The sequence below is a fragment of the Anabaena sp. FACHB-83 genome (genome assembly GCF_014697485.1).
In the GTDB taxonomy this organism is placed as follows: Bacteria; Cyanobacteriota; Cyanobacteriia; order Cyanobacteriales; family Nostocaceae; genus Nostoc_B.
Genome location: NZ_JACJRY010000012.1, coordinates 46,597 through 61,988, shown reverse-complemented (window position 1 = coordinate 61,988; position 15,392 = coordinate 46,597). Strand labels below are relative to the sequence as shown.

General features: G+C 41.1%; 10 protein-coding genes. 4 read left to right on the top strand and 6 right to left on the bottom strand.

Annotated elements, in window-relative coordinates; genetic code table 11:
* Positions 1-40: 40 nt before the first annotated feature.
* Entirely contained in the window at positions 41-457 is a 417-nt protein-coding gene (locus H6G79_RS16170; protein ID WP_190591730.1) for an ATP-binding protein, read from the bottom strand.
* 149 nt (positions 458-606) lie between these two features.
* Here H6G79_RS16170 and H6G79_RS16165 point away from each other — a divergent pair, with 149 nt between their 5' ends.
* Positions 607-1,806, top strand: coding sequence for a PP2C family protein-serine/threonine phosphatase (locus H6G79_RS16165; RefSeq protein ID WP_190591731.1), 1,200 nt, complete (start codon positions 607-609; stop codon positions 1,804-1,806).
* An 83-nt stretch (positions 1,807-1,889) separates the two neighbouring features.
* Here the strand turns inward: H6G79_RS16165 and H6G79_RS16160 are convergent, their stop codons facing one another.
* From H6G79_RS16160 to H6G79_RS16140, 5 genes are all read right to left on the bottom strand, one after another.
* Positions 1,890-2,216 carry an STAS domain-containing protein gene (locus tag H6G79_RS16160; RefSeq protein WP_190591732.1) on the bottom strand — a complete coding sequence of 109 codons (327 nt, stop codon included), beginning with the start codon at positions 2,214-2,216 and terminating at the stop codon, positions 1,890-1,892.
* Positions 2,217-2,365: 149 nt separating this feature from the next.
* A complete protein-coding gene (locus H6G79_RS16155) occupies positions 2,366-4,351 on the bottom strand; it encodes a glycosyltransferase family 2 protein (protein WP_190591733.1) in 1,986 nt (661 codons plus the stop codon).
* 90 nt (positions 4,352-4,441) lie between these two features.
* A complete protein-coding gene (locus H6G79_RS16150) occupies positions 4,442-7,255 on the bottom strand; it encodes a DUF3131 domain-containing protein (protein ID WP_190591734.1) in 2,814 nt (937 codons plus the stop codon).
* A 161-nt stretch (positions 7,256-7,416) separates the two neighbouring features.
* Positions 7,417-8,862, bottom strand: coding sequence for a DUF3131 domain-containing protein (locus H6G79_RS16145; protein WP_190591735.1), 1,446 nt, complete (start codon positions 8,860-8,862; stop codon positions 7,417-7,419).
* A 296-nt stretch (positions 8,863-9,158) separates the two neighbouring features.
* Positions 9,159-10,457, bottom strand: coding sequence for a hypothetical protein (locus tag H6G79_RS16140; protein ID WP_190591736.1), 1,299 nt, complete (start codon positions 10,455-10,457; stop codon positions 9,159-9,161).
* Between the two features lie 726 nt (positions 10,458-11,183).
* On the opposite strand from H6G79_RS16140, the gene H6G79_RS16135 reads away from it, so the two are divergent.
* From H6G79_RS16135 to H6G79_RS16125, 3 genes are all read left to right on the top strand, one after another.
* Complete coding sequence (locus H6G79_RS16135) at positions 11,184-12,548, top strand: LLM class flavin-dependent oxidoreductase (RefSeq protein WP_190591737.1); 1,365 nt, start codon at positions 11,184-11,186, stop codon at positions 12,546-12,548.
* 524 nt (positions 12,549-13,072) lie between these two features.
* Complete coding sequence (locus tag H6G79_RS16130; RefSeq protein WP_190591739.1) at positions 13,073-14,611, top strand: amidohydrolase family protein; 1,539 nt, start codon at positions 13,073-13,075, stop codon at positions 14,609-14,611.
* Positions 14,612-14,698: 87 nt separating this feature from the next.
* Positions 14,699-15,349: a dienelactone hydrolase family protein gene (locus H6G79_RS16125; RefSeq protein ID WP_190591740.1), complete on the top strand. Its 651-nt coding sequence runs from the start codon at positions 14,699-14,701 to the stop codon at positions 15,347-15,349.
* Positions 15,350-15,392: the final 43 nt, after the last annotated feature.

Below are 15,392 nucleotides of genomic sequence, written 5' to 3'. Positions count from 1 at the left end.
TGAATTTTTTAGTGAAGAAGAATTATATAAATCAAAATTCTTAGTAAAATTTACTAATTAATAAACAGTACCGATTATCTGCTGTTGGTTCATAAGTTAATTTATCGGCGATCGCTGACATAATTTTTAAGCCTCGCCCTCGTTCTCGATGATTATTTTCAAATTCAGGAACTTGTTGTAATTGCTTTTCTAAATCGAAAGCTTCTCCTTGGGATAATATGCGGATGTCTATTTGTTTATTCGACAGCCAAACTTCTATCTCAATCGGAGTTTCTTGGGGAAGATTTTTATGAGCATGTTCTACAATGTTGGCAAAGCCTTCTATTAACAGGGTTTGGCATTGCCACCAAATTTCTTGGTCAATATTGGATGTTTGATTAATTTGCTCAAACCAAGATAAAATCTCAGACGAGGCATTCAAGTCTGTGTTTACTTTTAAACAAATTTTATTATCCACTTTGAGTTTATTAAATATTTAGCCTATATCATAAGCGGAACTCAATTTATTTAATTTGAGTATTTTCACTATACATTAACAACTTAAATATCGTTAATTTAAAGTTAAGCAAATATTTAATAATCATTTTATTTAGTTAGCTGTAGTTTATGGTAAAAATTCTAGTGATTGATGATGACCCAATTGTGCAGGCGGTACTGAAAAGAACGCTCCAGAATCAGGGTTATGAAATTACTGTGGCGACAAATGGCAAAGAAGGAATTATCCAAGCGCGGTTACTGCGTCCAGCTTTGATTATTTGCGATTGGGTGATGTCATATTTAGATGGGTTGGAGGTATGCAGACAAATTAAAGCTGATCCAGAATTAGCGACAACCTTTTTTATTTTGTTAACTGCGAAGGGTGCAGCTAGGGGAGAAGAAGAAGATAGAGTCAGAGGACTAGATGCGGGGGCTGATGAATTTATTTCTAAGCCGATTGAGATGAATGAGTTAAAAGCGCGAGTCCGGGCTGGTTTGAGGTTGCATCAATTAAATCAAGATTTGCACAGTCAAAAACAAGCTCTAGAAATTCTCAACCAAACTTTGCAAACTCAAAAGCAAATTATGGAAACAGAATTAGCTGAGGCGGCTGATTATGTGCGATCGCTTTTACCGCTACCACTGACAGGAGTAGTCACCACTGAAACCCTATTTATTCCTTCTGCACAGTTAGGAGGTGATTGCTTTGACTATTACTGGCTAGATGATGATCATCTCGTAATTTATCTGTTAGATGTATCGGGACATGGCGTAGGTTCGGCGCTGCTGTCGGTGTCGGTGCTGAATATGTTGCGATCGCAATCTTTACCCCACACTAATTTTTGTCAACCAAGTGAAGTTCTCAAAGCACTTAATCATAACTTTCAAATGAGTAACCAAGGTGCTAAATATTTCACTATCTGGTATGGAGTGTATGACCGCATTAAACAGCAACTTGTTTATGCTAATGCAGGTCATCCACCAGCCATCCTCATCTCAAATCAATCTCCGAATAATTTGCAAGTTCAACAACTAATCTCCTTAGATTTACCTATAGGTTTTTTACCAGAGGTTGACTTTGTAGAGGCTGTTTTTGAAATTACCGAAAACAGCACTCTTTATATTTTTAGCGATGGAGTTTATGAAATTAATCAACCCAACGGTAAACTCTTGGGTCTTGATGCTTTTATTGAAATTTTAATCAAACATAACCAAGCAAACAATTACACGCTCAATCATCTATTATTAAAAATCATGACTTTAAATATTCAACAATCTCCAGAAGATGATTTATCTTTACTAAAAGTTTATTTTGGTAGTGCAACCTAAATCAAATTTTTATTTTTAGAAAATTTTTCAGAATCGACACAAATAAAAAAATACAGTCCAAAACAGAGATATTTTTTGACTTTTTAAGAAGTTGCTAACACTTGGCGTTTACAGTCTTCTTGATCAGCAAAAGTTTGAAATACTCTGTTAATTTTTGTTAATTGAAATAACATATTCACTTGGTCACTTACAGAGCAAACAAACAGTTTGGCATGAGCAGTTTTCACCATTTGAGCGGCTGCAACTAAAGACCCTAAACCAGAGCTATCAATAAAATGGACTTCTTTCAAATCAATCAACAACATATCTGCGCCATTATCCAATAGATTACTCACTTCATGCTGTAACTTATTACCTGTCAGTCCATTTAATACGCCTTGTGGTTGAATGACTTTGATTGTCGAATCCATAAGCTAATTACCTAATTTTGTAATCAAATATACACTTTTCTATTTTGGCATTTGCACTTCCTAAACGCAAGTTATCAAATTAATATCAATCACAAAAATGCAATTTACATGATTTCTTTAATTATCAAAAGCTAATTTTCATAAACTCTTTAATACTTTGGGGATGGTTGCCAAACAGCCGCCCGAATCACACCCCACAAAAGCATTAGATTATAAATAGCCCAAACACTGTTGATGAGAGATATCCCAGGATACTTATTATGATCAATGATAAATAAATAAAAACTCCATAGCATACCTAAACTTGTCAGTATAAATACCAGTAATTGCGGCCAGACCATACGCAGGTAAATACCAGATTGTCGCTGTTTTGGGGTAACTTGGAAATTAATTTTTTGTCCGGTAAACACACTCCAGACAGCTTGAATTAATAAGGGAAATAATGCGATCGCATATTGTTCTGAACGCCACAATTCACCAGCCGGAATCCCCCAAGCCACTGTTAAAAATGTTAAGCGATTGATAATAAAAGCCGGAATAAAATGTATAGCAAAATCATAGCCAAAGGTTTTTACAGGGGCAATTTCGGTAAAGAAATAAATAATTGGACAAACAATAAATACCAGACTAGCAAAGCCTGAAAAATAGCTATACATGGTTTTAAAATATTGTAGGCGTTGCCAAAATGTCAGTCCTGGTTTAGCAAAGGGATTTTCTTTTAATAAAACTTGGATAGTTCCTTGCGCCCAGCGTAGTCGCTGTTTTAAAGTAGAACTCAAATCATCCGGTGCTAAACCTTCTGCTAAAAGTTCGTGATGATAAATCGATTTCCAACCAGCACCATGCAGCCGCATAGCTGTATTCATATCTTCTGTAATACTATTACTAGATACCCCACCTACTAATTTAAATTCATCTAACTTAGTTTCATCTTTACTAAACTCATCAGCAAAATATTGCAGTCCTACATTAATCAGGGCTTCCCGACGGAGGATAGCATTTGTCCCTGTGTAAAATGCTGCATTCATCCCATCTTTGCCCTGTTGTAGTGGCCCGTAAAATAAATTAGCTTGATGTCCAAAAGGATCACCAACTGGAATATTATAAAAAGCTTGTGGTGTTTGGACAAAAGCAATGCGGTTTTGTTCGTACTTACCAGTGAAAAGATTATATGTATAAAAATATGGTAAAACTCGTTTGAGAAACTGTGGTTTAGGAATATGATCGGCATCTAAAGTGAGAATAAATTCCCCCGCAGTTTCTCCTGAAAAAATCGCATAATTAAGATTACCTGCTTTTGCATGGTGAGGCATACCCACCGGCTTAGGGCGTGCAATATAATGAAATCTTACCAGTTGCACTAATTCCTGTTCTTTTTGGTAAATTGCTGTTTCTAAAGCTCGTTTTTCAGTTTTCAGACGTGCAGTTATAGTGTGATGTTCCGGCGGTAAACACAAAATAAACTGTTGTAGACTTGCGAGTAATTCTGCTGCTGATGTTGTCTGAGTATTTTGAGTTGATGATAATTCTTGTAACCACTCTTCCGCCGCTTGAATATTGACTTTGAGATTTTCTAGTTTTTGCAGACGTTCTACTAAATGAGAGCGTTCAGCATCAATACGGTTAGCTTCTTGTTGTAATAATGGTGATTGCAAATCTTGAATACATAATCTTTCGGTCATGGTTCGCATGGCTGGTGAGTTGCCATCATCTAATACATAAACATGCAATTTAGTAACAGGATAATCAATTGCTAAAGCCGCCGTTGCAGTTTGCTCAACAATTTCTGGTGGCTCATTGTAGCAAGTGATAAATACATCTACTGTTGGCCATTCCGATTTTGCTAAAGGTGGGATCATTTGGTCAAGAGATTTAACCTGTCGCACTAAAGGCCGCCACAAACCAATGACAAATAACACACCGCCAAAATAACTATAAATTTCCGCTAATAATAAAGGAATTGACAGCCACAAAGCATCAAAGTTAATTGAATGAGTAATGCGCCATTGTAAATACCAAAAACCGAAAATTAAATTAATTTCGGCTAAGTAGCGAAATAACAATGTGCGTTTTTTGAGTGTTGAGCGACTGTTACCAGGAAAATTAGCCGAGTTATTCAAAGATGCAAAATTCATGGGAATACCAATAATCAAAAAATCAATTTCAAATATTCAATCAGCCTCCAGATGTATCTGTGGAATTTATTTGCTATCTACAATCGCAAATTATTTTGCAGTGCGGTGATTTTCTGGCGGAGATGCCCAGTAATTGCCATTACTATCAGAAATTAGTTTAATTTTTGGCTGAGGAATTCGAGGAAGACCACGGCCGGAATCTCCTTGGGCGATCGCTTCCCACCAGGGAGAATTCAGGGAAGTATTGGCAGCGATTAAGGGTTTGTGGTTGGTGAGTGTATACAACAAAGATTGCAAAATCATACTGTTGGTGCTGCTGGTGAAGCCAACGGCGGTTTTACCTGTAGCTTCGTAAAAGCCTTCGTAAAAACCTGTGAGTGGGTTATATAAGTCAGTTGTACCTTGCAGTAACTTTTGACTGTATTGATTGTCTGGTAACAAAGCAGCATATCCAAAAGCCACAGCAGTACTGACCATTCTTCCTTGGGGTACCGTTTGTCCATCATCGCTAACAGCTTCCCAAGGTTGACCCTGGGCGGTAATGGCGCTGTGGACGGTGTAAGGCTTGCGGTCAATTAAGGTTGTCGCGGCGGCTGTTAAAGTCCCGGTGCGACGGTAACGTTCAACTTGGGCTTGGAAAATGGGTTCAAATAGCGATCGCATTTTTGGATCTAAACCAAACTCTAATCCATAAAGAAGAAACGGATTACTGACGGTGTATTGATTGACTTTGGAGTTAGTATCAGTACGTTGACGCTGAGTTGGTATTTTCACTCCTTCTACTACAGTTGTTTGATATTCTCCACCCACAGCCGAACCTGAGACATCAAATCCCCACAATTGAAAAGCCCGTGCTGCATATTCTTCATACCCTAAACGAGTATCCAGGTTGACGCGAGTCAGATATCGCCCTTGGGGATTTTTAATCACCGTCGCACTGGAAAGCAATCCATCCCGGACTACCCGCAGGTATGACCAATCCAAGACAATTTGATCAACCGCTTTGGTATATTCTGGATGGTAGCTTTTTAAGTTATACAACCCAGCTAACAGTCTGCCAATATCCAAAGCTGACCAACCATTGCCTTCAATGACTGGATTACCGCCGTAGTCTATGGGTTGGAGCGATCGCGTATCATAACCCCGATTCGGTAATTCCCCGGCAAATAACTGTAATTTTCCTAACGCTGCTAATAAATGGCGGGTACGCTGGTCAAATTCTTTTGGGGAAATTACATCCAATGATCGGGCGGTGTGGAGTGCGGCGAGATAATCGCCTAATCCCCAGAGTGTTGCACCTTTGAAATCACTGCGATCGTCAACTAAGCCATTCTTGGGATGATAATTGGCTTGAAAATACCTCCAAGCCGCTTCTGCATAACGCCGTTCTACCACTGTTAATGGTCGAGTTAATTTCAACTGAGATGATGAATTTGGGCTATCAACTGGGGGAATCGGGGTAATCGCCACCTCCTCAACTTGGGGATTCTTGGCTGGGGGATTGGGCGTGACTTTCACCTCTCCCACATTAGAATTATTCCCAGATGTTGGCGGCGGATTTGTGGGTGTGGGAGTCGCCGCAGAATTATTATTACTTGGTGCTTTAGCGGCTGTATTGACATAACCAGTAATTAAAGAACGATTTCCTCTGGCTTTGTAGTACAAAATCTCTAAAATTAGCCCGTTGGTATTCCCAGTTAAGGCTTTATTTGGCTGTTTCGTTTCCTCATAAATCCCTGCATAATAACCACTTTCATCAGGGCTACGCAGATCCTTGACTGCATCAAACAGTTTTTGGGCGTAAGCATTATCTGGGTACAAGTAACGCCAACCAAATGCGGCTTTGGTACTCACACTGCGAAACTGGGGATAAGGTTGGTTAGTATCGGTAATTGTGGCCCAACTCTGCCCGTTAGCGTAAACAGTATTGTAGAGAAAATAAGGTGCTTGGTCGATGTTATCTTCGGTGACTGCTGTTAACTGACCTGTCGCTTCGTAACGGCGCTTCTGCACTTCCAGAACTTTAGCTGCAAAATCGGCTAATTCACCTTGTAAGCCAAATTCAATGCCATCTAAAATATAAGACTCGCTAACAATGTAATTATTAGCGTTAGTACTTTGAAAATCGCGGGTGTCAACGGGAATCTGCACACCATTAATTTCCACTGTTTTATATGGTTCCCAGGCCAAAGCTTTGGGTGCAGAAAAACCCCAGAGTTGATACCCCCGGACGGCATATTCTTCGTAACCTAGTCGCCCTTCTTGGACTAATAATGTTTTGTTATCTGGGAGAACCGTCGCCCCGTAAAGTTGTCCATCCTTGAGCGATCGCGCTACTTGCCATTTGGCTATAATGCCTTTGAGCCAATCATTATATTGGGGATGACAAGTGCGAATCACATCAAACGCCGCTAAAACTCGACCAATATCTAAAGCAGACCAGCCAATACCCCGTTCAATGGCATTGTTACCGTAATCAACCATCTGCCCGGTAGCCGTGTTATAGACTTTATTGGGTAAAGCATCTTCAAATAACTTGATATTGCTTAGACCTGTTAAAAACTTATTCAGCCGAGAGTCAAAATCTGCTTGGTCAGTCAGATTCATCCATCGCGCCGCATTTAACGCCATTAAATAATTCCCCATATCCCACAGGGTTCCTGAAGGATAACCCCCCACAGAATTGGTAAATCCTGTAGCTGGCTGATAATTTTTGACAAAATACTGCCAAGCAGAACGGGCATAAGTTTGTTCTTCGGCTGTCAGAGGCGCAGTAATATTGCTACAGCTATTGGCATTTTGCGATAAAACTGGCGTGGGGATGTAAATTAAAAATTGCAAGATTGTTCCAATTAAGAACAATGCAATCCATCTCCACAATTTTTGTGAAAAGTACTGGCGCATAAGATTTCAAAAAATTTGTAATGGCACGAATTCCAAGTATGAATAATTAGCAATTATTTAAGTAAGTCGGTGTAATAAAACCTATGTGCAGAAAAGTAAATAAGTCTCAAACTCTTTCTTTCCCTGCCTTCTTCCCACAATAATTATTTACGCCACTTTACTTACTTGACTCCTGCCCAAATAATCAAAGGTTGACCAACTTGTTTATAAAGCAAACTTTCTAAAATCACTCCATTATTATTCGCCGTTAGAGATTTATTTGGTTGGCGCAGAGATTCATATAAGCCGTTGTACCAACCTTTTTCTGATTTGAGTTGAGAAAAGACAGTATCAGTTAAAGAACGGGTGTAATCAGTTTTGTAAAGTACGTGCCAGCCGATCGCAGCTTTGGCACTGAGAAAACGTAAATTATTATGTTGTGCTTGAGTATCGGTAATTGTCGCCCAAGGTTTACCGTTGACAAACAAGCTATTGTAAACAAAATATGGTGGACGATCTAAGTTATCTTCCGTTAGGGCGGTTAATTCTTGTGTGGCTTGATAACGCGCTGCTTGAGCCGCTAAGATTCTATCGGCATAAGCTTTTGGCAGTGCTTGGAATCCTGTTTCGATACCGTCTAGAATATATGGTTCGCTGAGGACGTAGTTATTTCCGCCGGAGTTGTTAGCATCCCGACGATCATAAGGAACACCTTGACCGTAAAGATTCACAAAAGCAGTATTCGACTGATAATCTAAGGCTTGTTTAACATCCAAACCCCAAAGCTTCAAACCATAAGCAGCATAATTTTCATAGCCCAAGCGACCTTCTTGGTTATACTGCTCTTTACCTTCAACAACAGATGTACCGTACATCTGACCATTTTTTGTGAGGCGCTTGACTTGCCAATGTTGCCACACAGCTTGTACAGGCGATCGCATTTTGGGATACTTAGCTTCCACAATCTTCAGCCAAATTGCCATTCTTCCCAAATCAATGGCTGACCAACCAATTTCTTCTGGTTTATCGAGTTGACCGTAATTAACAGGTATGAGAGTTTGAGCGTTGTAGACTTTGTTCGGCAGTTCACCTTTATATAAAGGTAAAGATGCCAGAGTCTGCAACATTTTGGTCATCTTCGTTTCAAATTCTGCGTTAGTAATAATGTTGAGTTCTTTGGCGCTAACCAAAGCTGCGATCGCAGCTGCTTGATCCCAAATCGTGACAGATGCAAAACCATCCACAGAATTAACTAAGCCGGTTTTCTCGTTCCAGTTTTTTTGGAAATATGACCAAGCTAAACGCGCCGCCGCCATCTCTGCTGCATCGAGTTTGCCTACTCCCGGCGCAATGTAAGGTGTTTTGCTTACAAGTTCACTGGCGGCGATTGGTGTTCCTGGTAAAACGGCGGAGTCAGCATCAAGTTTGGCGATTTTTTGGGCTTGTGGATCTACCTGATCTATGGGAGTAGCAGTTTGAGAGGCTGATACTTCGGGTGTTTGTGTCTTTTGGGAAAGACGACCAGACCAAAAATTTAACCCAGCGATCGCAATTATCGCTGTCACCACCCCTCCAACATAACTCAGGATAGATAAGCCTTTGGGTGGTGGTTGGAAATCAGAACTCATGTTACTCAAAGCCTTATAATGTAAATCATTTTTTAGTTATCTTCATAACAAGCTTATTTTTCCCAACGTTAGGGAATAACTCACAAATGTTAGTTGTAACCAACTGTTAGTTAAGAGTGTAAAATCCCCTTTATGAAAGGTTTTTCGGGTTTATTAACTTATATAAATTTGTCTCACTTCGTGATCAAACACTGTTAGGACTAACGCTTATATATACGCAGTCCATATAAATAACCAGTATAAAAATTTGCGAATTTTCATTTAATTGAGTAGCTAAAAATACTGGTGATGGACAGTTAAAATTTGACACGTAACTGTCCGGTTAAAGAGTTACTACCATAGCCACCTCCCCCCGTGCTTTGATTGCGAACATTACTAAAGCTGTAGTCTAGTTCAGCGTCTAGAATGGGCGAGAACTTAGTTGTACAGCGACTACCGTAACCATAAGCATCGTCCAATTCACCATTTAACCGTTGTTGTCCTAAAGTGGCGAACAGCCGACAACGCAAAAAATCAGCAATCTCGCCTTCCCAAGCAACTTCAGCGTTGTATACCAAAAAATCTGATGGAGAAAAATAGCCATTTGTGATTTCTGCATTGCGGCTATAACTCCAGTTAAATAAGTTAGCCGCCAGAGAAAATTGTCCCAACTTGCGTTCTAATCTGCTGAATGATTGAATTTCAAAATTCCCATCATTGTAGTTACCCAAGCGCAAAGAAGAAAACAAACTTGTGTATTTATCAATTTGCCAATATAAATCAGGGCCAAACCGCCAAGCTGTAATTTGATTTTCTAAGGTTTGAGCATTAAATTTATAAGGACTGTGGTCTACATTGGCTGATATTGTGACACCCGACAGTAATTTTCCCGTAGAAGAAACTTGAGGCGGCACTATTGGGAGTTCAAATTTAGCATTGAAATTGATGGCTGTGGGTAAGCGGTCAAAAAAATCAACTCCGGCTGTGGTGTGTAAAGTTGCGTCACCGATTTTTCCTTGCCAGCCAAGTTTTACAGGAATATTGATGACTGATTCCACACCCCGTTGTTCAAATAAATCAAAACCAGTAGTCAAAAATATTTTATTACCATTAGGCGATCGCCACTGCAAAGTCGGTTCAATAAATAAATTACTTTGCCCAAAGTTATCTGTATCATTGCGAAAATTAGTTTGAATGCCTTCTAAAACTACAGGCTTAGTTGGTTTCTCAGGCTTTGATGTTGGAGGTGGACTAAGTTTTTCTGGTGGTTTTATGACTGGTGGTTTGGGTAATGGTGGCGGTACTCGCAACCCCGGATTAAAATTTTCTGGTGCAGCAATTAAAATTGGTGCTTGATTGAATTGTTCCAGAAGTTTAATTTCCTGAATTTTTTGATTCTGAAAAAGCACAAAATCAATTGATTTTGAATTGCTTACTATTACTGGTAATGAACTCAAGTTTTGATGCAATTGAGCCGCTTGGGAATTTCCTCCAGATAAATTCCAAAAGCTCAATATTAAAACTACTTGCCATCGAACATATTGGTAATTCCCAATCCAACCCCAGTAAAAGTTATCCCGAAATCCCAAAATATAACATTTAAATATATTGCTCATTTGTAATGACTACAATTTAAGACAAAAAAAGTTACAAAAAAATGCTTGAGCAACTCCTAAATTGCTGAGACTTGGCATTATGATGCCCAATAAAGTACTGCATCACTACACCTCCACACCCCTAAACCTCACAAGTGTAGATTTTTAACAGGGTGATGAGTAGCGACTCTAAAAATCACGATTTAATCAGAGTTCCATCCCCCTCACCCGGATTTCTCACCACACCTTTCAAAGCCTGTGCAGGGGAGCAGGGGAGAATGAAGGTACTCTCTCCCCTGCCCCTCCGCACCTCTGCCCCTCTGCCCCATCAAACGCCTGAAGCTTGTGAGAAATGCGGGCTCATACCCCCACACCCTAAATCAAGGTTTTTGGGGCATAACGTAAAAAACCTACACCCTTACACCCCTAAACCCTTAATTTCTTCAGCCCTGTTTGCAATACTTAATGTTCGATTAACTAACAATTAGATTTTCATGATATTGTGTTGTACAGCACATCTTTTCTGGATCTAGATGTGTAAACTGTATATGCTGACTCAGATTACTACATCAATTTGTGGTATAAGCTCAAGCGCCAAACAGCAGCATTACTAGTTTTGTCAAGCTCAAACAAGAGTAGACATAGGAGCTTTGACCCATAAAAATTTACTAATTTATCGTAGCGTCAGATATTTGACTGACGTTACCCAAACAGCCTTTAGCTAGACGCATAGACAAGAAAAAGCAGATGAGCAAAACACGTAAGTTTCGTTTAGGTGCATTTATTCAAGCCACTGGACATCATGTTTCCGCATGGCGGCACCCCGATTCACAAGCAGATGCTGGGTTCAACTTTGAGCATTATAAAGAAATTACCCAGACCGCCGAACGTGGCTTGTTTGATGCAGTTTTTCTGGCAGATAGTCCAGGAGTCTGGGGTGGCTCTCCAGAGACTCAAAAACGCAATGGCAAACTAGTGCATTTCGAGCCAGTCACTTTGTTTTCGGCTTTGTCTGCTGTTACTCAAAATGTCGGCTTCATTGCTACTGCCTCCACTACCTACGAAGAACCCTACACCCTGGCACGTAAGTTTGCCTCACTAGACTACCTCAGTAATGGTCGGGCAGGCTGGAACGTAGTTACAACAGGTAATGAGAATGCTGCTGCGAATTTTGGTCTTGAGCATCATCCAGAACATAGCCAGCGTTATGAACGGGCGGAAGAATTTGTCGAAGTAGTCAAAGGACTGTGGGATAGCTGGGACGATGATGCCTTTATTCGTGACCGAGAATCAGGCATCTATTTCGACCCCGACAAGCTGCATATACTTAACCACAAAGGCAAACACTTTTCCGTCAGAGGCCCGTTAAATGTTGGTCGTCCACCGCAAGGTTATCCGGTAATTGTGCAAGCTGGAGCCTCGGAAGCTGGACGAGACTTGGCAGCACGGACAGCCGAAGTAATCTTTACAGCCAATCAAACCTTAGCTGATGCCCAGGAATTTTACGCTGATGTCAAAGGTCGGTTAGCGAAATATGGGCGCTCTCCAGAGGATTTAAAAATCATGCCTGGAGCTTTCCCCATCATTGGCCGGACTGAAGCAGAAGCCCAAGAAAAATATGAGTTCCTGCAATCTTTAATTCATCCTGATGTTGCTTGGGGTATTTTAAAGACCTATTACAAAGGTGTTGATTTATCAAAATATTCTTTAGATGATTTAGCGCCTGAACTACCAAACGACACCAACAATAACAAGAGTCGTCTGAAGCTAGTAAAAGATTTAGCCACTCGTGGGACTCTCACACTCCGCCAGTTGTATCTGGCCTTGGCGACCGCAAGAGGCCATCGCACCATACTTGGTACACCTGAAACCATTGCTGACCAACTAGAAGAATGGTTCAACAATGGGGCAGCAGATGGCTTTAATATCATGCCACCAATACTACCTACAGGGTTGGATGACTTTGTTAACTTGGTCGTTCCTGTTCTCCAGAAACGCGGACTATTTCGGACTGAATACGAAGGTCGTACCCTGCGTGAAAATCTCGGTCTGCGTCGTCCAGTCAATGGTTTTGTTGCTAAACAACAGAATGAAAGATTGGTATTGGCATAAATCAAGCCGTGTGCAACTTTATCTCAAACCTAACCCCCAACCCCTTCCCTTGTAGGGAAGGGGAATAAGATTCAAAGCCTCTCCCCGAAGCAGAGCTACCGTGTACACACAAATCCTCTGATCCCCCTAAATCCCCCTTAAAAAGGGGGACTTGAAGAAAATTCCCCCCTTAAAAAGGGGGGTTAGGGGGGATCAAAGTGCTACTAGGCAACTTGATAAGACTTGTGTGTACACCGTAGCCGAAGCGGAGAGAGGTTTGGAGAGGGGTTTCAAAGGTAAGTATCACGTTAAATCAGCTTTGGATCTCTGCACAACAAAAGTTTGTCGGAATGGCGTAAATCAATTTTTCACAGATGATGAAGCCACACCAGTTAAAGAGCTTTTTCTGTAGATCCCCGCCCTACAGAACATAAAAATTTTGTCATTGGTTAATTGTGGAGCAAAGACAAAGGACAAATGACCAATGACAAAGGATAACCCTACTGCGGATGCTCAGAAAACCTTTGATTTTTGAAGGAAAAAATATGGTTGAATATAGCAGATTAAAAACTTCTCCCTCTGCCGCAATCAGAGCCACCCTTGATTATCCGGTAATTGATACCGACGTTCATACTAATGATTTCACCCCGGCTTTTGAAGATTACATTGCTAAATACGGCGGGTCAAAGCTTGTAGACGAATTACGCAAGGCAGAATCTTCTCGGCTGAACTCTAAGAGCAACGGTAAAGACTGGTATCAACAAACTCCCGAAGAGCGTCAATACAATCGTACAATTCGATCGCCTTGGTGGGCGAGAGTTACTCGCAATACTCTAGACCTTGCTACTTACACTTTGCCTGCACTACTTTATGAACGCCAAGCAGAGCAAGGTTCAGACTATTCGGTATTGTTTCCCAATAATGTGCTTGCACCTGCTGGAGCCAGCCCAGAAAATCGCCAAGCACTACAACGGGCGGTCAATCACTACCACGCTGATATCTATCGCAAATATAGCGATCGCTTGACGGTGGTAGCTGGTATCCCGATGACTACTCCAAAAGAAGCCATCGAAGAGTTAGAGTTTGCTGTAAAAACCCTAGGTTTAAAAGTAGCAAATATTCCTGGTGGTGTGAAACGTCCAATTAAAGCGATCGCCGATAAATATCCCGCCGATCAATTCCCTGAAATCGCCAGATATGCTTCTTACATTGACTTTTTTGGATTAGATAGCGAATACGACTACGATCCATTCTGGGCTAAGGCTGTGGAATTGGGTGTGCCAATTACTACTCACTATGGTAGCCAAGGTTGGACGGGACGCTCTTCCATCAGTAACTATATGAACAACCACATCGGTCACTTTGCCGATGGTTCCCAAGCATTTGCTAAAGCGTTGTTCTTCGGCGGTGTTACCAGACGTTTCCCTCAGTTGCGCGTCGGTATGCTAGAAGGTGGTGCAGATTGGGGCGCTCACGTCTACATTCATTTAGTAGACCGCTTCTCCAAACGTAATATCAAAGCACTGCAAAACTACAATCCAGACCTTACCAATGCAGATGAATTGTTTGAGTTGTTTGAGCGTTTTGGTGGCGAAATTACTGAAGGATATTCCCTCAGCAAAGAAGAATTAACCAAGAGTGTACTTGGTTCTTCCTTCAGCCGTCATAGCCGTGCGCCAATTGGTAGCGAACTTGAAGACTTTGCTGCGGCTGGAATTGAAAACATTGAAGACATCCGCGATCGCTGGGTGAATAGCTTCTTCTTTGGTTCCGAATCTGACGATCGCACCATCGCCGCAGCATTCAACAACAAAGCTAATCCCTTGGGTGTGAAGATTAACGCCATCTATTCTTCTGACGTTGGTCACTGGGATGTACCCGACCTCACCTCACCATTGTCTGAAAGCTGGGATTTGGTGAAAGAAGGCGTAATTACTGAAGACGACTTCAAAGCTTACGTATTTAGTAATCCCTACAAGTTCTATACCGAAGCTAACCCTGATTTCTTCAAGGGTACAGCGATTGAATCCAAGGTAAATAGCTTTACTTCTCCACAAGTTGATCAAAAACTTGTCGTAGCTTAAATCTTTTGCTGAGAGGTTACGAGATCCCCGACTTCTTTAAGAAGTCGGGGATCTAACCACCAAACATACAAGGAAGGAATTATAACTATGGCTATTGAACGTCGCTCTGGTTTATTGCCTTATCTGTTCTCGGCTGTTGGGGAAGATGCCAACAAACCCGCGCCTTTAGTATTGTTTTTGCATGGCGCACGCGATCGCGGTAATGATTTAGATGTGCTGCTGAAATGGGGTTTACCTCGGTTTGTGAATGAATCAAGCTCTTTACCTTACTTCTTTTTAGCGCCCCAACTTCCTGAAGGACAGACTTGGGTAGAGCGAGAATCAGATGTGATTGCTTTGTTAGATAATCTCATTGCTTCCCGGCCTATCGATCCCTCCCGTGTGATTATCTCTGGGTTTAGCTTGGGAACTGCTGGGGCTTGGCATATCGCCGCTTCTCATCCTGGTCGCTTTGCTGGTTTGGTAGCGGTGTCTGGTCGCGTTCCTCAAACCTTAGAATCAAGCCAAATAGATGCACTCAAGGAAATTCCCATCCAAATATTCCAAGGTGCTAAGGATGAAAAACTCTCAATCGACGCTACACAGCAGGTTGTTGATACCTTACGGGGAGTGGGTGGCACAGTAGATTTTACTGTATTACCTGAAGGTGATCACTTTATCGCCGATGAAGTGTATACAGACTTGAAATTGCAAAATTGGCTGATTTCACAGAGCCGTCGTGCTTCTGTAGCTGTTTAAAGCAGAAATCATAGATTTGATGTGAAATCTTCAATACGGTTCA